The sequence below is a fragment of the Streptomyces sp. NPDC086519 genome, from assembly GCF_040686075.1.
Taxonomy (GTDB): domain Bacteria; phylum Actinomycetota; class Actinomycetes; order Streptomycetales; family Streptomycetaceae; genus Streptomyces; species Streptomyces shenzhenensis.
Map to the genome: position 1 here is coordinate 137,932 of NZ_JBFBJL010000007.1, position 19,065 is coordinate 156,996.

General features: G+C 70.9%; 15 protein-coding genes and 1 pseudogene. 9 read left to right on the top strand and 7 right to left on the bottom strand.

Going from position 1 to position 19,065, the window contains the following annotated elements; genetic code table 11:
- Window positions 1–24: 24 nt before the first annotated feature.
- Complete coding sequence (locus AB0P24_RS09675) at window positions 25–849, top strand: HAD family hydrolase (protein ID WP_365791957.1); 825 nt, start codon at window positions 25–27, stop codon at window positions 847–849.
- 396 nt (window positions 850–1,245) lie between these two features.
- Here the strand turns inward: AB0P24_RS09675 and AB0P24_RS09680 are convergent, their stop codons facing one another.
- Window positions 1,246–2,070 (bottom strand): oxidoreductase, encoded by an 825-nt coding sequence (locus AB0P24_RS09680; protein WP_365791959.1) that lies wholly within the window; start codon window positions 2,068–2,070, stop codon window positions 1,246–1,248.
- Window positions 2,071–2,164: 94 nt separating this feature from the next.
- Between AB0P24_RS09680 and AB0P24_RS09685 the strand changes: the two genes are divergently transcribed.
- Window positions 2,165–3,151, top strand: a complete 987-nt coding sequence (locus AB0P24_RS09685; RefSeq protein ID WP_365791961.1) for an ATP-binding protein — start codon at window positions 2,165–2,167, stop codon at window positions 3,149–3,151.
- Between the two features lie 25 nt (window positions 3,152–3,176).
- Here the strand turns inward: AB0P24_RS09685 and AB0P24_RS09690 are convergent, their stop codons facing one another.
- Complete coding sequence (locus AB0P24_RS09690) at window positions 3,177–4,439, bottom strand: hypothetical protein (protein WP_365791963.1); 1,263 nt, start codon at window positions 4,437–4,439, stop codon at window positions 3,177–3,179.
- A 339-nt stretch (window positions 4,440–4,778) separates the two neighbouring features.
- Between AB0P24_RS09690 and AB0P24_RS09695 the strand changes: the two genes are divergently transcribed.
- The 6 genes and pseudogenes from AB0P24_RS09695 to AB0P24_RS09720 all read left to right on the top strand — a co-directional run bounded on the left by AB0P24_RS09695 (window position 4,779) and on the right by AB0P24_RS09720 (window position 12,947).
- The gene (locus tag AB0P24_RS09695) at window positions 4,779–7,190 is read left to right on the top strand and encodes a SulP family inorganic anion transporter (protein WP_365791965.1); all 2,412 of its coding nucleotides are present in this window, start codon (window positions 4,779–4,781) and stop codon (window positions 7,188–7,190) included.
- Window positions 7,191–7,559: 369 nt separating this feature from the next.
- Entirely contained in the window at window positions 7,560–9,518 is a 1,959-nt protein-coding gene (gene acs, locus AB0P24_RS09700) for an acetate--CoA ligase (RefSeq protein ID WP_365791967.1), read from the top strand.
- 188 nt (window positions 9,519–9,706) lie between these two features.
- Window positions 9,707–11,157, top strand: a pseudogene (nhaA, locus tag AB0P24_RS09705) (Na+/H+ antiporter NhaA).
- 80 nt (window positions 11,158–11,237) lie between these two features.
- Window positions 11,238–11,723 carry a phage holin family protein gene (locus AB0P24_RS09710; RefSeq protein ID WP_365791969.1) on the top strand — a complete coding sequence of 162 codons (486 nt, stop codon included), beginning with the start codon at window positions 11,238–11,240 and terminating at the stop codon, window positions 11,721–11,723.
- Window positions 11,720–12,640, top strand: coding sequence for an alpha/beta hydrolase (locus AB0P24_RS09715; protein WP_365791971.1), 921 nt, complete (start codon window positions 11,720–11,722; stop codon window positions 12,638–12,640). The genes AB0P24_RS09710 and AB0P24_RS09715 overlap by 4 nt, the downstream gene beginning before the upstream one ends.
- Window positions 12,641–12,767: 127 nt before the next feature.
- Window positions 12,768–12,947, top strand: a complete 180-nt coding sequence (locus AB0P24_RS09720) for a hypothetical protein (protein WP_365791973.1) — start codon at window positions 12,768–12,770, stop codon at window positions 12,945–12,947.
- Window positions 12,948–13,135: 188 nt separating this feature from the next.
- On the opposite strand, the gene AB0P24_RS09725 is transcribed toward AB0P24_RS09720, so the two are convergent.
- The 3 genes from AB0P24_RS09725 to nth all read right to left on the bottom strand — a co-directional run bounded on the left by AB0P24_RS09725 (window position 13,136) and on the right by nth (window position 16,173).
- Window positions 13,136–14,335 (bottom strand): MarP family serine protease, encoded by a 1,200-nt coding sequence (locus tag AB0P24_RS09725; protein WP_365791975.1) that lies wholly within the window; start codon window positions 14,333–14,335, stop codon window positions 13,136–13,138.
- A gap of 13 nt (window positions 14,336–14,348) precedes the next feature.
- On the bottom strand, window positions 14,349–15,056 hold the full coding sequence (locus tag AB0P24_RS09730; protein WP_365791977.1) for a CoA pyrophosphatase: 708 nt from the start codon (window positions 15,054–15,056) through the stop codon (window positions 14,349–14,351).
- A 97-nt stretch (window positions 15,057–15,153) separates the two neighbouring features.
- Complete coding sequence (gene nth, locus AB0P24_RS09735) at window positions 15,154–16,173, bottom strand: endonuclease III (protein ID WP_365791979.1); 1,020 nt, start codon at window positions 16,171–16,173, stop codon at window positions 15,154–15,156.
- Between the two features lie 341 nt (window positions 16,174–16,514).
- Between nth and AB0P24_RS09740 the strand changes: the two genes are divergently transcribed.
- Window positions 16,515–17,189, top strand: a complete 675-nt coding sequence (locus tag AB0P24_RS09740) for a Crp/Fnr family transcriptional regulator (RefSeq protein ID WP_018547939.1) — start codon at window positions 16,515–16,517, stop codon at window positions 17,187–17,189.
- Between the two features lie 113 nt (window positions 17,190–17,302).
- On the opposite strand, the gene AB0P24_RS09745 is transcribed toward AB0P24_RS09740, so the two are convergent.
- The gene (locus AB0P24_RS09745; RefSeq protein ID WP_365791981.1) at window positions 17,303–18,157 is read right to left on the bottom strand and encodes an MBL fold metallo-hydrolase; all 855 of its coding nucleotides are present in this window, start codon (window positions 18,155–18,157) and stop codon (window positions 17,303–17,305) included.
- A gap of 2 nt (window positions 18,158–18,159) precedes the next feature.
- Entirely contained in the window at window positions 18,160–19,035 is an 876-nt protein-coding gene (locus AB0P24_RS09750) for an NUDIX hydrolase (RefSeq protein WP_365791983.1), read from the bottom strand.
- Between the last annotated feature and the right edge of the window lie 30 nt (window positions 19,036–19,065).

Here is a 19,065-nt window from a genome sequence, read left to right on the forward strand (position 1 = left end):
CCTTACGCCGAATGGTGGGCGCCTATGCTCGGGGTCGTGGAAAACCACTCGTTGCCCCGCACAGCGGCCTTCTTTGACCTGGACAAGACGGTCATTGCGAAGTCGAGCACACTCACCTTCAGCAAGTCGTTCTACCAAGGCGGCCTGATCAACCGCAGGGCGGCGCTGCGCACCGCGTACTCCCAGTTCGTGTTCCTGGTCGGCGGTATGGACCACGACCAGATGGAGCGCACGCGGGCGTACCTGTCCGGCCTCGTCCGCGGCTGGAACGTCCAGCAGGTCAAGGAGATCGTCGCCGAGACCCTGCACGACCTGATCGACCCGATCATCTACGACGAGGCCGCCTCCCTCATCGAGGAGCACCACCGGGCCGGCCGGGACGTAGTGATCGTCTCCACCTCGGGCGCCGAGGTGGTCGAGCCGATCGGCGAACTCCTGGGCGCCGACCGGGTGGTGGCCACCCGCATGGTCGTCGGGGACGACGGCTGCTACACCGGCGAGGTGGAGTACTACGCGTACGGCCCGACCAAGGCCGACGCCATCCGGGAGTTGGCCTCCTCCGAGGGGTACGACCTCGAGCGCTGCTACGCCTACAGCGACTCGGCGACCGACGTGCCGATGCTCCAGGCCGTCGGTCATCCCCATGCCGTGAACCCGGACCGCGCGCTGCGCCGCGAGGCCCTCGCCCGCGGCTGGCCGATCCTGGACTTCCACCGGCCGGTACGGCTCAAGCAGCGGATCTCCGCGCCCCCGCGTCCCGCCCTGGTCGCCGCGGCGGCCATAGGAGCGGCGGCCGCCACCGCGGGCCTGGTCTGGTACGCCAGCCGGCGCCGGAGCACGGTCGCCTGAACCGGCCACCGGCACTCCCGTTCACCGGTCGACCCGCTTCCGCCCCTTTGGGGCGCCTTTGGACCCAAAAGTAAAGAACTGCAGGCAGGACTTCCGCTCGCTCCGGGCTTGCAGTACAAAAGGGTTAGCGGCCCGCGAGACCAAAGGACATCCGAGAGGATCACCTTTAAAACGCATCCGGCCCCACGGACCGAGCATGAACACTGGGCACCCACGCGACGTCGACCCGTCGATTACGGGCCAGCCGCACCAGGTGACGGGCAAAGCACCCGACCTGATGGGCGACATATCGAGGACGCTTGGTAACCCGGTGGACATGCCAGCGGCGGTACGAGAACTCGTACCGCCGCAACCCTTTTCCGAGATCCCTGAGACCCGCGCCTCCCCGGACGGGGCCTACGCGGCCCCGCGCTGCAGCGCCTCGCACACCGCCGTCGACTCGCGCACGCCCAGTTCCACCGCGCGCCCGCAGTGCGCGATCCAGGCCGCCATCCCTTCCGGGGTTCCGGAGACGTAGCCGTCCAGGGCCGCCAGGTAGGCGACGCGGCCCAGTTCGGCGTGGCCGACCTCGGCGGGGCAGATCGCCTTGGGGTCGAGGCCACTGCCGATCAGCACGATCCGCTCGGCCGCGCGCGCGACCAGCCCGTTGCACGAGGTGAAGGGCCGCAGCGCGAGCAGTTCGCCGTGCACCACGGCGGCCGTCACCAGCGCGGGCGCCTCGCCCCCCGCGACGATCAGCTCGGCAAGCCCGTCCAGGCGCCCCGAGACCTCGTCGGCATCGGGCAGCGGCAGTTCCACCAGCGGCTCCTCGACGCCCTCGCCGGCCCGGCGCGGCCGGCCGACCTCGTCGTCCGCCGTCGCGGCCGCCACCAGGTGCAGCCGCGCCAGCACCCGCAGCGGCGACTGCCGCCAAACGGAGAGCAGTTGGCCCGCCTCCGCGGTCAGCCGCAGTGCCGCGCCCACCACGCGCGCCTCGTCGTCCGCACCGAAGTCGGAGCGCCGCCGCACCTCCTCCAGCGCCCAGTCGGCGCCGGACAGCGCGGCGCTGCCCCGGGCGGCACGCAGCGCGGCCTCCGAGGTGACGGCGTTGCTGCGGCGCCGCATGATCCGGTGCCCGTAGACCCGGTCCACGGCCTTGCGCACGGACTCCACGGACTCGGCCACCCCGGGCAGCGCGCCCAGGGCGGCGAGCGGGTCGGCGGTCGCACCTGTCGTACTCATGAGTACGACACTACGCACCCCGCTCCGGGACTCCACGAAGGAGTGGTCTTCTTCACTCCACATGACACACACAGCTATCATTCGACTACTCTTCGTGAACATGAAAATTGCTTTCGTCGGAAAGGGCGGCAGCGGCAAGACCACGCTCTCCTCCCTGTTCATCCGCCATCTCGCGGCCGCCGGCGCACCGGTCGTCGCCGTCGACGCCGACATCAACCAGCACCTGGGCCCCGCGCTCGGCCTCGACGAGACGGAGGCGGAGGCGCTGCCCGCGATGGGCGAGCAACTCTCCCTGATCAAGGACTACCTGCGCGGCCACAACCCGCGCATCGCCTCCGCCGCGACGATGATCAAGACCACCCCGCCCGGCGAGGGCTCGCGGCTGGTCCGGGTGCGGGAGCCCAACCCGGTGTACGACGCCTGTGCGCGGCCGGTGGAACTCGACGGCGGCGCCGTCCGTTTGATGGTCACCGGGCCCTTCACGGAAGCCGACCTGGGGGTCTCCTGCTACCACTCCAAGACGGGAGCGGTGGAGCTGTTCCTGAACCACCTCGTCGACGGCCCCGACGAGTACGTCGTGGTCGACATGACGGCGGGTTCGGACTCGTTCGCCTCCGGCATGTTCACCCGCTTCGACATCACGTTCCTCGTCGCCGAGCCGACCCGGAAGGGGGTCTCCGTCTACCGCCAGTACAAGGAGTACGCCCGGGACTTCGGCGTCGCCCTCAAGGTCGTGGGCAACAAGGTGCAGGGGCAGGAGGACATCGACTTCCTGCACTCGGAGGTCGGGGACGACCTGCTGGTCACGGTCGGGCACTCGGACTGGGTGCGCGCCATGGAGAAGGGCCGCCCACCCCGGTTCGACCTTCTGGAGAACCCCAACTCCCGTGCCCTGCATGCCCTCAAGGCCGCCACCGACGCGACGTACGAGCTGCGGGACTGGGAGCGGTACACCCGGCAGATGGTCCACTTCCACCTGAAGAACGCCCTGTCGTGGGGCAACGAGCGCACCGGGGCCGACCTGGCCGCGCAGATCGACCCCGGGTTCGTGCTCGGCGAGGGAGTCGCCGCCCCCGTATGACGGGCGGCCGCCCCCGGCCCCGCGTCTACTGCCTGACCGCCGGCGCCCCGGGCACCCCCTTCGGTGCCGGTGCGGGGCGCCCGGACAGGAAGGACTCCCAGCCCTGCCGCGGGGCCTCACCCACGTTCAGGCTCCGCAGCCTCGCCAGGACCTGCGGGTCCTGGGCGTCCAGCCAGTCGGCCAGCTGGCGGAAGGAGACACAGCGCACGTCGGGCTTGTTGCAGACGTTCGCGACGACGTCGTCGATGGCGCGCATGTAGGTGCCGCCGTTCCAGGACTCGAAGTGGTTGCCGATGACGAGCGGTGCGCGGTTGCCGTTGTAGGCGCGGTTGAAGCCCTGGAGCAGCCCGTCGCGCATCTGGTCGCCCCAGTACTCGTACTTGTCGGGGTCACCCTGGGTCGACGTGCCGGACTGGTTGACCATGAAGTTGTAGTCCATGGTCAACTGCTCGTAGGAGTGGCCGGGGAAGGGCACGAGCTGCATCGACAGATCCCACAGCCCTTCCCTCTTCTTGGGCCACACCTGGTCGTTGACGCCACTGGTGTCGTAGCGGAAGCCCAGCTGGCTCGCCGCCTTCACGAAGTTCTTCTGCCCCTCCAGGCAGGGGGTGCGGGCGCCGACGAGCTCCTTGTCGTAGTCGAAGGGCAGCGGTGCGGCGTCCTTCATGCCGGTGTTGGTCTTCCAGGTCTTCACGAACCGCTCGGCCTGGGCGATCTCGCTCTTCCACTCGGCAACCGACCACTCGCCGACCCCGCCGTCGGGGCCGCAGAAGTGCCCGTTGAAGTGGGTGCCGATCTCGTTGCCCTCCAGCCAGGCCAGCCGTAGCTGCTTGACGGTGTCGGCGATGCCCTGTTCGTCGTTGAAGCCGATCTCGGAGCTGCCGGGCGAGTGCTGCGGAGGCCGGTAGAGGTCGCGCTTCTCCTCGGGCAGCATGTAGACGCCGCTGAGGAAGTACGTCATGGTCGCGTGGTTCTCCTTGGCGACCTTGCGGAAGTGCGAGAACAGCTTCTGGCTGTCCTCGCCCGCGCCGTCCCAGGAGAACACCACGAACTGCGGGGGCTTCTCACCGGCCTTGAGCCGCTCGGGCCGGGGCAGATGCGGCTGCGCGCCGGTGTACGCGGTGGATCCGTCGCCGATCAGACGGACCACGCTCTGGGGCGCCGGCGCTCCCTTCTGCGGACCGGACGTCCCTTGCTCGGAGTTGGTACCGGTCGCGCAACCGGCGACCGACGCGGCACAGGCCGCGGCGGCTACGGCACCGACCGCAATCCTCTGGGTGGCGGCCAATTCCGCCCACCTTCTTCCTTCTCTCGGCGAACGCCGGTGACGGCGTTTTATGGCGATGTGCCGGGTGTCTGCCGACAGCGCCGCCAAGGTCGCATGGGACCGAGAGAGGGATTAATACGACAAGCCGATGAACTGCTCACTTCACCCATGGAGGTGAAGATGTGCCCCATTTGCGCAATAAATCCATGCTTGACCTTTACTCTGCATTACGATTCATTTACCGAGCGTTGATTCATCCCGCCACTGCACGCCGTGCCCCACAGCCGCGACCGAGCCCTCGCCCCCCGGGCGAGGAGACCCCAGATCCGCGACCGCGCTGCCCCGGAGGAGACGGGAAACATGTCATCAGCCTGCGTCCCCACGCACCAAGAGAGCCCCGGCCTCGCCCGATCCACAACTGCCAAGACCGGCGCCGGAGCCGACCGGGCACAGCATCCGGCCACGCCCCCGCGGGGCCGCTTCCCCGTCGCGGGGGCCGACCTGTCCGCGTCCGTCGCAGTGTTCCTGATCGCCCTGCCGCTGTCCCTCGGCATCGCCCTCGCCACCGGCGCCCCGCTCCAGGCCGGCCTGGTCGCGGCAGCCGTCGGCGGACTGGTCGCCGGGCGGCTCGGCGGCTGCCCGCTCCAGGTCAGCGGTCCCGCCGCCGGACTCACCGTGGTCACCGCGGACCTGATCCACCGGTATGGCTGGCGGGCCACCTGCGGCATCACCGTCCTCGCCGGGCTGGCCCAGCTGGGCCTGGGTTGCCTGCGCGTGGCCCGCACCGCGCTCGCCGTCAGCCCGGCCGTGGTGCACGGCATGCTCGCCGGCATCGGCGTCACCATCGCCGTCGCCCAGCTGCACATCGTCCTCGGCGGCACCCCGCAGAGCTCGGTCCTCGCCAATGTCCGGGCCCTGCCCGCCCAGTTGGCGAACCTGCACCCGGCCTCCGTGGCGATGAGCGCGCTGACCCTCGCCCTGCTGTTCGGCTGGCCCCGGATCCCGGGCAGAGCCGGCCGCCCGCTGCGTACGGTCCCGGCCGCCCTGGCCGCCGTCGCCGGTGCCACCGCGACGGCCTCGCTCACCGGGCTCGCCCTGCCCCTGGTCGACCTGCCGTCCTGGAGCAGTCACGCACTGGCGGGGCTGCCCGAGGGGCCGGCGCTCGGCCTCGTCGCCGCCGTGCTCACCACCACGCTGGTGTGCAGCGTGCAGTCGCTGCTGGGCGCGGTCGCCGTGGACAAGCTGGTGGCCGGCCGCACCGGGCCCCAGTCCCGCCTCGGCCGCTCCGACCTGGACCGGGAACTGCTCGGACAGGGCGCGGCCAACATCGTGTCGGGGGCGCTCGGCGGCCTGCCGGTCGCGGGGGTGGCGGTGCGCAGTTCGGCGAATGTGCGATCCGGTGCCGTGAGCCGGAACTCCACGATCCTGCACGGCGTTCTCGTAGTGGTCGCCGCGCTGTTGATGGTCCCGGTCCTGGATCTCATCCCGCTCGCCTCGCTCGCCGCCCTGGTGATGGCCGTCGGCATCCAGATGGTGTCCCTGCACCACATCCGCACGGTGACCCGCCACCGCGAAGTGCTGGTGTACGCCGTCACCACACTCGGGGTGGTTCTCCTCGGCGTCCTGGAGGGCGTGGTCCTCGGGGTCGCCGTGGCCGTCGCCCTTGCCCTGCACCGCCTCGCCCGCACCCGCATCACCCACGAGGAGAAGGGAGGAGTCCATCACGTACACGTAGGAGGGCAGCTGACATTCCTCGCGGTGCCCCGGCTCAGCAGAGTCCTGCATCTCGTACCCCAGGGCGCCCACGCCGTGGTGGAGCTGGAAGGTTCGTTCATGGACCACGCGGCGTACGAGTCACTGCGGGACTGGCGCAAGGCCCACACCGCGCGGGGCGGCTCCGCCGAACTGACCGGCTGCCGCGTGGGCGTCCGCGCACCGGAGTACGGCCACGGACCGGAGCACGGCCACGGACCGGAGCACGGGCACCGCACCGAGCCGCACACAGGTCACGGTCCCGGACCGCGCACGGGTCCCGGACCCGGGCCCCGCGCAGGTCACGGTCGCCGGCTCGGGAGGTCGGCCGGGGCGGGTCATGAGCTCGCTCGCGGGATCAGCGCGTTCCAGCGTGACACCGCGCCCCTGGTGCGGGCGGAGCTGGCCCGGCTGGCGCGCGAGGGGCAGCGGCCGTCACAGCTCTTCCTCACCTGCGCCGACTCCCGGCTCGTCACCTCGATGATCACTTCCAGTGGCCCGGGTGACCTGTTCGTGGTCCGCAACGTGGGCAACCTGGTCCCCCTTCCGGGTGAGGAGAACGGGGACGACTCGGTGGCGGCCGCGATCGAGTACGCGGTGGACGTGCTGAGGGTGCGGTCCATCACGGTGTGCGGGCACTCCGGGTGCGGGGCGATGCAGGCGCTGCTCGGCTCGGGAAGCGGGGGCGCGGCGACCCCGCTCGGGCGGTGGCTGCGGCACGGGCTGCCGAGCCTGGCCCGGCTGGCCGACGAGGACCGCCCCGGAGCCCGGCTGGCCGGACGGGCGCCGGCGGACACGGTGGAGCGGCTGTGCCTGACGAACGTGATCCAGCAGCTGGAGCATCTGCGGGCGCACGACTCGGTGGCGCGGGCGCTGGCGGTGGGCGAGCTGGAGCTGCACGGGATGTACTTCCACGTGGGCGAGGCGCAGGCGTACCTGCTGAGCCGGGGCGGTGCGGACGCGGAGGAAGGGGTGTTCCAGGGGGTGCCCGGCACGGAGGAGCTGCCCAGCCCGGCGTGAGCCGACGGCGCTCGGGGCCGTCGGCGCCGCACGGCACAGGCACCAGCACCGGCACAGGCGCAGGCGCTGCACGGGCACGGGGACCGGCACAGGCGCAGGCACGGGCACGGGGACCGGCACAGGCGCAGGCACGGGCACGGGGACCGGCACAGGCGCAGGCACGGGCACCGGTGTGTCACGGCGCACCCCGAAACTGGCAGGCTCGGCACGCCCGACCGACCGCGGCGCTCCGCCGCACCCCGCTCCCGGACTCGGCCCACCCCACCCGATAGGTCTAAACCAATTATTCGGCGGCCCTTGTCACCGGGGCCCCAGGTCTGATGAGGTGTGGCCTGGGACACAACGGACACCCTTCGAAAGGGAGATGTCGTGAGCAACGAAAGCCTGGCCAACCTCTTGAGGGAGGAGCGACGCTTCGCGCCGCCCGCTGACCTGGCCGAGAACGCCAATGTCACGGCCGAGGCGTACGAACAGGCCAAGGCTGACAGGCTCGGCTTCTGGGCCGAGCAGGCCCGCCGGCTGACCTGGGCCAAGGAGCCGACCGAGACGCTGGACTGGTCGAACCCGCCGTTCGCGAAGTGGTTCAAGGACGGCGAGCTCAACGTCGCGTACAACTGCGTGGACCGGCATGTGGAGGCCGGACACGGCGACCGCGTCGCCATCCACTTCGAGGGCGAGCCCGGCGACGGCCGCGCGATCACCTACGCCGAGCTGAAGGACGAGGTCTCCAAGGCGGCCAACGCCCTGCTGGAACTCGGAGTTCAGAAGGGCGACCGGGTCGCGGTCTACATGCCGATGATCCCGGAGACGGCGATCGCGATGCTCGCCTGTGCCCGGATCGGCGCCGCGCACTCCGTGGTCTTCGGCGGCTTCTCGGCGGACGCGCTGGCCACCCGCATCCAGGACGCGGACGCCAGGGTCGTCATCACCTCCGACGGCGGCTACCGGCGCGGCAAGCCGTCCGCGCTCAAGCCGGCCGTGGACGAGGCGGTCGGCAAGGCGGGCAACGTCGAGCACGTGCTGGTGGTGCGGCGCACCGGGCAGGAAGTGGCCTGGGACGACACGCGGGACGTGTGGTGGCACGAGATCGTCGAGCGGCAGTCGGCCGAGCACACACCGGAGGCCTTCGACGCCGAGCACCCGCTCTTCATCCTCTACACGTCCGGTACGACCGGGAAGCCGAAGGGCATCCTGCACACCTCGGGCGGCTACCTCACCCAGACGTCGTACACGCACTGGGCGGTCTTCGACCTCAAGCCGGAGACGGACGTGTACTGGTGCACGGCCGACGTCGGCTGGGTGACCGGCCACTCGTACATCGTGTACGGGCCGCTGGCCAACGGCGCGACCCAGGTGATGTACGAGGGCACCCCGGACACCCCGCACCAGGGCCGGTTCTGGGAGATCGTGCAGAAGTACGGGGTGACGATCCTGTACACGGCGCCGACGGCGATCCGCACGTTCATGAAGTGGGGCGACGACATCCCCGCGAAGTTCGACCTGAGCAGCCTGCGGGTGCTCGGTTCGGTCGGGGAGCCGATCAACCCCGAGGCGTGGATCTGGTACCGCAAGCACATCGGTGCCGACCGGACGCCGATCGTGGACACCTGGTGGCAGACCGAGACCGGCGCGATGATGATCTCGCCGCTGCCCGGCGTCACCGCGACCAAGCCCGGTTCCGCGCAGACCCCGCTGCCCGGCATCTCGGCGACGGTCGTCGACGACGAGGCGGCCGAGGTGCCGAACGGCGGTGGCGGCTACCTGGTGCTGACCGAGCCGTGGCCGTCGATGCTGCGCACGATCTGGGGCGATGACCAGCGGTTCCTGGACACGTACTGGTCGCGGTTCGAGGGCAAGTACTTCGCCGGTGACGGCGCGAAGAAGGACGACGACGGCGACATCTGGCTGCTCGGCCGGGTGGACGACGTCATGCTGGTCTCCGGGCACAACATCTCCACGACCGAGGTGGAGTCGGCGCTGGTGTCCCACCCGTCGGTCGCCGAGGCGGCCGTCGTCGGCGCGGCGGACGAGACGACCGGGCAGGCGATCGTCGCCTTCGTGATCCTGCGCGGCACGGCGAACGCCGAGGACGCGGCTCTGGTCAACGAGCTCCGCAACCACGTCGGCGCCACCCTCGGCCCGATCGCCAAGCCCAAGCGGATCCTGCCGGTGGCTGAGCTGCCGAAGACCCGCTCCGGCAAGATCATGCGCCGGCTGCTGCGCGATGTCGCCGAGAACCGGCAGCTCGGCGACGTGACCACGCTCACCGACTCGACGGTCATGGATCTCATCCAGGCGAAGCTCCCGGCGGCGCCCAGCGAGGACTGAGCCCTTCCCGCGTCCGAAGGGGCGCCCGGCACGAAACGTGCCGGGCGCCCTTTTTGCCCCTACCGTGAGACTCATCTGGTAACTCGCCCCACATCTTAGGTAAACTAAGCAAAGTAGCGTGATCCAAAGGTGTGCCGGGAAGTCTGGTCGGCAAGTAGCCCTGTCCTGCCCACCGACCGGAGGTCCCCGTGTCCGCGCCCCGCACCACCCCCGTCCGGAAGGTCCTCGGCCGGCTCTCACTGCCCGAGCGGACCATCGTGGCGGACGCGCTGCGGACCGAGACCGTCGGCGGTGTGCTGCTGCTCGTCGCCGCGACAGCCTCGCTGGTCTGGGCGAACATCCCCGCGCTCCACCACAGCTACCAGAGCGTCGCGGAGTTCCACTTCGGCCCCGGGGCCCTCGGCCTGAACCTCTCCGTCGCCCACTGGGCCGCCGACGGCCTGCTCGCGGTCTTCTTCTTCGTCGCCGGCATCGAGCTCAAACGCGAGCTGGTGGCCGGCGACCTGCGCGACCCGAAGGCGGCCGTCCTCCCGGTGGTCGCCGCGCTGTGCGGAATGGCCGTACCGGCGCTCGTCTACACCCTCACCAACCTCACCGGCGGCGGCTCCACGAACGGCTGGGCGGTGCCCACGGCCACCGACATCGCCTTCGCGCTGGCCGTGCTGGCGGTGATCGGCACCTCGCTGCCGAGCGCGCTGCGCGCCTTCCTGCTCACCCTCGCGGTCGTCGACGACCTGTTCGCCATCCTGATCATCGCGATCTTCTTCACCGAGCGGATCCACTTCGCCGCGCTCGGCGGCGCGGTCCTCGGCCTCGCCGTCTTCTGGCTGCTGCTGCGCGGGGGCGTGCGCGGCTGGTACGTGTACGTACCGCTCGCGGTCGTGATCTGGGCGCTGATGTACAACAGCGGCGTGCACGCGACCATCGCCGGTGTCGCGATGGGCCTGATGCTGCGCTGCACCACCCGTAAGGGTGAGGAACACTCCCCCGGTGAGCGCGTCGAGCATCTGGTGCGGCCCTTGTCGGCGGGGCTGGCGGTGCCCCTGTTCGCGCTCTTCAGCGCCGGGGTGACGGTGTCCGCAGGGGCGCTCGGCGACGTCTTCACCAGACCGGAGACGCTCGGAGTAGTCCTCGGCCTGGTCGTCGGCAAGGCGGCCGGGATATTCGGCGGGACCTGGCTGACCGCCCGCTTCACCCGGGCCTCGCTCAGCGAGGACATCGAATGGGCCGACGTCTTCGCGGTGGCCTCGCTGGCCGGCATCGGTTTCACCGTGTCGCTGCTCATCGGCGAACTCGCCTTCGAAGGCGACGCGGTGCTCACGGACGAGGTCAAGGCCGCCGTGCTCACCGGCTCGCTCATCGCGGCCCTGTGCGCCACGGTGTTGCTGAAGATACGCAACACCCGCTACCGCAGGCTGGTCGAGGCCGAGGAGCGGGACGACGATCTCGACGGCATCCCGGACGTCTACGAGGAGGACGACCCGGCCTACCACCTGCGGATGGCGGAGATCTACGAGCGCAAGGCCGCCGAACACCGCAGGATCGCCGCGGAGAAGGCCGCCTCGTAGGGGGCCTGGGGCGTGACGCGCTTGCCGAAGTGCCGGGCGGGGCAGGCGAGCAGGGCGGCCGTCCGGCATGATCTGACGAGACGGTACAAAAAAGACCGGTACAAGAGGCCGGTGCGAGAAGACGACGACGAAGACGCAGAGGGAGACCGCGATGAGCGCACCCGACGGCAGCCCGGTCGGTGCCGAACGCAGCATCGGCCAGCTGTTCGCCTCGGCCACGGCCGAGATGTCGGCGCTGGTGCACGACGAGATCGCGCTGGCCAAGGCCCAGCTGAAGCAGGACGTCAAGCGGGGCGCGACGAGCGGCGGTGCGTTCTCGGCGGCCGGGGTGCTGCTGCTGTTCTCCCTGCCGATGCTCAACTTCGCGCTGGCGTACGGCATTCGGACCTGGAGCCAGTGGAATCTCGCGGTCTGCTTCCTGCTCTCCTTCGCGGCGAACGTCCTGGTGGCCGTCGCCCTCGTACTGGTCGGCGTGGTGTTCGCGAAGAAGGCCAAGAAGGGGCAGGGCCCGCAGAAGGTGGCCGCGTCGATGAAGGAGACGGCGAACGTGCTGCAGAACGCCAAGCCGCATCCGCGCCCGGAACTTCCACGGGACGAGGTGCCGGCCATCGAGGCTGTGGCACGCTCGACCTCATGACGGATCCCGCTCCCTCGGTCGTACGGCCGGAGGGCCCCTGGACGCACCGGGACATCGCCGCGAACGGCGCCCGCTTCCACATCGCCGAGCTCGGCGACGGACCGCTGGTCATGCTGGTGCACGGGTTCCCCCAGTTCTGGTGGACCTGGCGGCACCAACTGGTCGCGCTCGCCGACGCGGGCTTCAGGGCCGTGGCCATGGACCTGCGCGGCGTCGGCGGCAGCGACCGCACCCCGCGCGGCTACGACCCGGCGAACCTCGCGCTCGACATCACCGGTGTGATCCGTTCCCTGGGCGAGCCGGACGCCGCGCTGGTCGGCCACGACCTGGGCGGCTACCTGGCGTGGACGGCGGCGGCGATGCGCCCGAAGCTGGTACGACGGCTCGCGGTGGTGTCCATGCCACACCCGCGGCGCTGGCGCTCGGCGATGCTCCGGGACCACCGGCAGACCGCCGCCGCCTCCTACATCTGGGGCTTCCAGCGGCCCTGGATCCCCGAGCGGCAGCTCACCGCCGACGACGGCGCACTGGTCGGCCGGCTGATCCGGGACTGGTCCGGGCCGCGGCTGCCCGACGACGAGGCGGTGGAGACCTACCAGCAGGCCATGTGCATCCCGTCCACCGCGCACTGCTCGATCGAGCCGTACCGCTGGCTGGTGCGCTCGCTCGCGCGGCCGGACGGCATCCAGTTCAACCGCCGGATGAAGCGCCCGGTGCGCGTCCCGACCCTCCATCTGCACGGCTCCCTGGACCCGGTCACCCGCACCCGCAGCGCGGCCGGCTCCGGCGAGTACGTCGAAGCCCCGTACCGCTGGCGGCTGTTCGACGGGCTGGGGCACTTCCCGCACGAGGAGGACCCGGTGGGCTTCTCCGCCGAACTGGTCAACTGGCTGAAAGACCCCGAACCCGATCGGTGACCGCGCCGATGCGCCCGGTATCCGGATCTGGACACCTGTTCTACGAACGGCCACATGCCCGGCGCATAGGCCGATTGAGGGGCGTGCGGGAGGTTATCGACCTTGGGGCAGGGGCAGACGTCGGGGTATGGGCTGGACGCACGACTACAGTGACGCACCCCGCAACCGCCGTACGACAGGCGGTCCGAACCCCTATCGAGGGGGTGCCCCGCAGCTGCCGGGCACGGACCTCAGGGTGGGGATTCCGCGCATCCTGCGCCGCCGGGCCCGCTGGGTCTCGGTGCGTCTGCGCCACACCCGCGGCTGAGCTCCCCAGCCCCACGGGCCTCCAGTGCCGTGGCCGCATGGGTGCGCAGAGCCGGTGGTCCTGACGGTCGGACGCATGGTGCCGTCGCCGCTCTTTCGAGAAGCAACACCGTGCGGCACCGGCGCAGTTCGCACGCCGGCTGACGTGACGACTCCGCCGGCCTCACGACTCGTGCGGGGCACGCGGCGCTAGAGGGCGCAGCTGTCGGTGCCCACCTGCTGGCTCGCGGTGCGGCCCCGGGCGATGTCCACCCGGATCTCGTCGGCCGTGAGGGCGTACCCGGTGTCGGCGTCGTCCAGTGACTTCGCGAAGACGACCCCGTACACCCTGCCCTCGGGCGTGAGCAGCGGGCCGCCGGAGTTGCCCTGGCGGACGGTCGCGTACAGCGAGTAGACGCCACGACGCACGGTGCCGCGGTGGTAGATGTCCGGACCGTTGGCGGTGATACGGCCGCGCACCCGGGCGGGCCGGACGTCGTACGACCCGTTCTCCGGGAACCCGGCGACGATCGCGCTGTCGGTGGTCTGCGCGGCGTCGGCCGAGAACTTGAGCGACCTGGTCCGCAGGTCCGGCACGTCCAGTACGGCGATGTCGCGCTGCCAGTCGTAGAGGACGACCTTGGCGTTGTACTTGCGGCCCTCGCCGCCGACCTGGACGGTGGGTTCGTCGACGCCGCCGACGACGTGGGCGTTGGTCATCACGCGGCGGTCGGCGAAGACGAAGCCGGTGCCCTCCAGGATCTTTCCGCAGCTCTGCGCGGTGCCCGTCACCTTGACGATGGACTGCTTGGCGGTGGTGGCCACCGAGCTGTTCGCGAGGGCCGGGTCGGGCGGCGAGACGTCGGTGATCGGCTCGTTGGCGAACGGGCTGAAGACCTGCGGGAAGCCGTTCTGCGCGAGGACCGTGGAGAAGTCCGCGAACCAGGTGTCGGCCTGGTTGGGCAGCGCTCTGGACACCCCGAGCAGCACCTTGGAGTTGCGCACCTCCTTGCCGAGCGTCGGCAGGGTGGTGCCGGCGAGGGCGGAGCCGATCAGCCAGGCGACCAGCAGCATTGCCACCACGTTGACCAGCGCGCCGCCGGTGGCGTCCAGGGCACGGGCCGGGGACCAGGTGATGTACCGGCGCAGCTTGTTGCCCAGGTGGGTGGTCAGGGCCTGGCCGATGGAGGCGCAGACGATGACGACGACCACGGCGACGACCGCGGCGGTGGTACCCACCTCGGCGTTGTCGGTCACCGCGTCCCAGATCACGGGCAGGGTGTAGACGGCGACGAGTCCGCCGCCCAGGAAGCCGATCACCGACAGGATGCCGACGACGAACCCCTGGCGGTAGCCGACGATCGCGAACCACACGGCGGCGACCAGCAACAGGATGTCCAGCACATTCACGAACGACACCCTGTCATGACCGCCAGTCGAGCGGGACCAGCTTCTCTCGGTCCCAGGAGCGCTCCCATCCCGCGTAGTGCAGCAGACGGTCGATCACCCCGGCCGTGAACCCCCATACCAGGGTCGATTCGACCAGGAATGCCGGGCCCTGGTGGCCGCTGGGGTGCACGGTGGTGGCCCGGTTGGCCGGATTCGTGAGATCCGCCACGGGAACGGTGAAGACCCGCGCCGTCTCGTTCGGATCGACCACGCCCACCGGGCTGGGCACGCGCCACCAGCCCAGCACCGGGGTGACCACGAACTCGCTCACCGGGATGTACAGCCTGGGCAGCGCACCGAACAGCTGGACGCCGGCGGGATCCAGCCCGGTCTCCTCCTCGGCCTCCCGGAGAGCGGCCCGCAGCGGCCCGTCGGCCTTCGGGTCGCCGTCCTCGGGATCCAGGGCGCCGCCGGGGAAGGAGGGCTGCCCGGCGTGCGAGCGCAGCGAACCGGCCCGCTCCATCAGCAGCAGCTCGGGCCCCTGCTCCCCCTCGCCGAACAGGATCAGCACGGCCGACTGCCGCCCCGCGCCGTTCTCCGGCGGCAGGAAGCGGCTCAGCTGGAGCGGCTGGACCGTCTCGGCGGCCCGCGCCACCGGGTCCAGCCACTCGGGCAGACCCTCCTTGCTGAGCACCACGCCCTCGCGTGGACCGCCCGCTTGTGCCTTGCTGCTCTGCGTCACGACATCCCCCGTCCGACCCTGCTCCCCCGTCCTGCCCGTTCCAACGCCCGAAGTCTCCTTGATCGTTCCGTTCTCCGTCCCTGAGAGGGCCCCTGGGTCAGGTCCCTGATACGGCGCCCAGCGGCGGCGCCGGCCGGCCGCCCGCGTCCAGATACGCCTGCGGCGGCTTGAGCCGCTGGCCGGGGAAGCCGCCCTTCTCGTACTTGAGCAGCTTCCTCGCCTTCTCCGGGTCGGTCTCGCCCTCGCCGTAGGCCGGGCAGAGCGGGGCGATCGGGCAGGCGCCGCAGGCGGGTTTGCGGGCGTGGCACATCCGGCGGCCGTGCCAGATCACGTGGTGCGAGAGGTCGGTCCAGTCGCTCTTGGGGAACAGTGCGCCGACGGCGGCCTCGATCTTGTCGGGTTCGGTCTCCGCGGTCCACCGCCAGCGGCGGACCAGACGCTGGAAGTGCGTGTCCACGGTGATGCCGGGGCGCCCGAAGGCGTTGCCGAGCACGACGAACGCGGTCTTGCGGCCGACGCCGGGCAGCTTGACGAGGTCTTCGAGCCGCCCTGGGACCTCTCCCCCGAACTGCTCGACCAGCCCCTTGGAGAGCCCTATCACGGACTTGGTCTTGGCCCGGAAGAACCCGCACGGCCGCAGGATCTCCTCGACCTCCTCCGGGTTGGCGGCGGCCAGGTCCTCGGGGGTGGGGTACTTCGCGAACAGCGTCGGGGTGGTCTGGTTGACCCTGAGGTCGGTGGTCTGGGCGGAGAGCACCGTGGCCACCAGGAGCTGGAAGGGGTTCTCGAAGTCCAGCTCGGGGTGGGCGTACGGATACACCTCGGCGAGCTCGCGGTTGATCCGGCGGGCCCGGCGGACGAGCGCGGCCGGCGACTCCGGCTTCCCGGCCGGCTGCGGCTTCTCAACGGCGGCCTTCTCGACGGCGGCCTTCTTGGCCGCCGTCTTCTTGGCTGCTGTCTTCTCCACCGCAGCCTTCTTCACCGCCGGTTTCTGCGCCGCCGTCTTCTTCACCGCCGTCTTCTTCACCGCCGGTTTCTGCGCCGCCGTCTTCTTCACCGCCGTCTTCTTCACCGCCGTCTTCTGCGCGGCGGCTTTCTTCACCGCAGCCTTCTTCACGACTTTCGCCGCTTTTGTCGCCTTTTTCGGTTCCCTGGAAGCGGCGTCGGACCCATGTTCGCCCACAGCGGAATCACCTCGTACAACCACCCGCCCAGCCCCCTTGGCCTGTGCTTCACCGGCGATTTGGACACCCGGCCAGCCTAAAGCCCGGCACCGACATCCGCCCCGGACCCGGAAGATCAGCCCCCGATTGGACCCCTGCCGCTTACCCAGGCACACCTGTGCGGCATCCTTGTGACAGATCACACTGTTTGGACCGTCCGGCAAAATGGGGAACACGGTCCCCTGGTACCAAGGGGGAGCAAGATCCCCTGAGCAGGTCGACAAGGAGAGAACTCGTGGACGACGTTCTGCGGCGCAACCCGCTCTTCGCGGCGCTCGATGACGAGCAGTCCGCGGAGCTGCGTGCCTCCATGAGTGAGGTGACCCTCGCGCGTGGCGACTCCCTGTTCCACGAGGGCGACCCGGGCGACCGGCTCTACGTCGTCACCGAGGGCAAGGTCAAGCTCCACCGCACCTCCCCCGACGGCCGGGAGAACATGCTGGCCGTCGTCGGCCCCGGCGAGCTGATCGGCGAGCTGTCGCTGTTCGACCCCGGCCCGCGCACGGCGACCGCCACCGCGCTGACCGAGGTCAAGCTGCTGGGCCTCGGCCACGGCGACCTCCAGCCCTGGCTGAACGCCCGGCCCGAGGTGGCCACCGCGCTGCTGCGCGCCGTCGCCCGCAGGCTGCGCAAGACCAACGACGCCATGTCCGACCTGGTCTTCTCCGACGTGCCGGGCCGGGTCGCGCGCGCCCTGCTGGACCTCTCCCGCCGCTTCGGCGTGCAGTCCGAGGAGGGCATCCACGTCGTCCACGACCTCACGCAGGAGGAGCTGGCCCAGTTGGTCGGCGCGTCCCGCGAGACCGTGAACAAGGCGCTGGCGGACTTCGCCCAGCGCGGCTGGCTGCGCCTGGAGGCGCGGGCCGTGATCCTGCTGGACGTCGAGCGGCTGGCCAAGCGTTCGCGGTAGTCGCCGTCTCCGGGGGCGCTGCCCCCGGACCCCGCGCGTTTGTCGGCCTGCGGCCTCGTCCGGAACCGGGACCAGGACTAGAACCAGGACTAGGACCGGGACCGGAACCGGGCCTAGAACTCGGACTGGAGTTCGGTCTGGATCAGTCCGTGCTCGGTCAGGTAGTCCAGCTGGGCCCGTACCGACAGTTCCGCCGCCGGCCACAGGGAGCGGTCCACGTCGGCGTACACGTACGCGACGACCTCGGCGGGGCTGCGGTGGCCGTTCTCGACGGCCGTCTCGATCTGGGCGAGCCGGTGGGCGCGGTGGGCGAGGTAGAACTCGACGGCTCCCTGGGCGTCTTCCAGGACCGGTCCGTGGCCCGGCAGCACGGTGTGCACGCCGTCGTCGACCGTCAGGGAGCGCAGCCGCCGGAGCGAGTCCAGATAGTCGCCCAGACGGCCGTCCGGATGCGCCACGACCGTCGTACCGCGCCCCAGGATGGTGTCGCCGGTCAGGACCGCGCGGTCGGCCGGCAGGTGAAAGCACAGGGAGTCGGCGGTGTGGCCCGGAGTGGGTACGACCCGTAGCTCCAGTCCGCCGGTCGTGATCACGTCACCGGCGGCCAGTCCCTCCTCGCCGAGCCGCAGCGCCGGATCGAGGGCACGCACGCGCGTGCCGGTCAGTTCCGCGAAGCGCACGGCGCCCTCGGCGTGGTCCGGGTGGCCGTGGGTCAGAAGAGTCAGCGCGACGCGTTTGCCGGCCTTCTCCGCGGTGTCGATGACGTTCCTGAGGTGGCCGTCGTCCAGCGGGCCCGGGTCGATCACCACGGCCAGGTCGGAGCCGGGCTCGGCGACGATCCAGGTGTTGGTGCCGTCCAGGGTCATCGCGGACGCGTTGGGCGCCAGCACGTTGACGGCCCGCTCGGTGGCGGGCCCCGGGAGGACTCCGCCGCGCGGCTGGCCGGGCAGGGCTGCTGCGTCCGTCATGGTCAGGCTCCACCGCTCGTCAGATCGGTCGGTATGCGCTTGGTGAACTCGTCGTGGCCCGGCCAGCTCAGGACGATCGCGCCGTCCGCCAGGCGGGCGCGGGCCAGCACCGGGGTCATGTCCCGGGCGGGCGCCGCCGCGAGCGTCTCCGCCGCCGTGGCGTACGGCAGCAGCTGCCGCAGGGTGGCGATGGTGGGCGGCATCATCAGCAGCTCGCCCTTGTCGTAGCCGACGGCGGCCTCGGCCGGGCGGATCCACACCGTGCGGTCGGCCTCCGTGGAGGCGTTGCGGGTGCGCTGGCCCGCGGGCAGGGCGGCGACGAAGAACCAGGTGTCGTAGCGGCGGCTCTCGAACTCCGGGGTGATCCAGCGCGTCCAGGCCCCCAGCAGGTCCGAGCGCAGGACCAGACCCCGCCGGTCCAGGAACTCGGCGAAGGACAGCTCACGGGCGACCAGGGCGGCGCGGTCGGCCTCCCAGTCGTCCCCGGTGGTGTCGCCGACCACGGCGTCCGGGGCCGGTCCGGCGAGCAGGACGCCCGCCTCCTCGTACGTCTCCCGCACGGCCGCGCAGACGATCGCCTGGGCGCCCGCCTCGTCGACGCCGAGCCGGTCGGCCCACCACGCGCGCGTGGGGCCCGCCCAGCGGACCTGGTGGTCGTCGTCGCGAGGATCGACACCGCCGCCGGGATACGCGTACGCGCCTCCGGCGAAGGCCATGGAGGCGCGTCTGCGCAGCATGTGGACGACGGGACCGTCCGGGGTGTCCTTCAGGAGCAGCACGGTGGCCGCGCGCTTCGGGGTCACCGGCACCAGGGTGCCCTCCGCGTGTGCGCGGATGCGGTCCGGCCACTCGGGGGGATACCACTGTCCATCGGCCATTACCGGAGGCTATCCCGTAGGGAGCGAATG

Excerpts from the sequence above, each read along its gene's own strand:
- AB0P24_RS09675 (WP_365791957.1), top strand. The coding sequence starts at position 25 with ATGCTCGGGGTCGTGGAAAACCACTCGTTGCCCCGCACAGCGGCCTTC.
- AB0P24_RS09680 (WP_365791959.1), bottom strand. The coding sequence starts at position 2,070 with ATGAGTACGACAGGTGCGACCGCCGACCCGCTCGCCGCCCTGGGCGCG.
- AB0P24_RS09695 (WP_365791965.1), top strand. The coding sequence starts at position 4,779 with ATGTCATCAGCCTGCGTCCCCACGCACCAAGAGAGCCCCGGCCTCGCC.
- AB0P24_RS09710 (WP_365791969.1), top strand. The coding sequence starts at position 11,238 with ATGAGCGCACCCGACGGCAGCCCGGTCGGTGCCGAACGCAGCATCGGC.
- AB0P24_RS09715 (WP_365791971.1), top strand. The coding sequence starts at position 11,720 with ATGACGGATCCCGCTCCCTCGGTCGTACGGCCGGAGGGCCCCTGGACG.
- AB0P24_RS09720 (WP_365791973.1), top strand. The coding sequence starts at position 12,768 with ATGGGCTGGACGCACGACTACAGTGACGCACCCCGCAACCGCCGTACG.
- AB0P24_RS09745 (WP_365791981.1), bottom strand. The coding sequence starts at position 18,157 with ATGACGGACGCAGCAGCCCTGCCCGGCCAGCCGCGCGGCGGAGTCCTC.
- AB0P24_RS09750 (WP_365791983.1), bottom strand. The coding sequence starts at position 19,035 with ATGGCCGATGGACAGTGGTATCCCCCCGAGTGGCCGGACCGCATCCGC.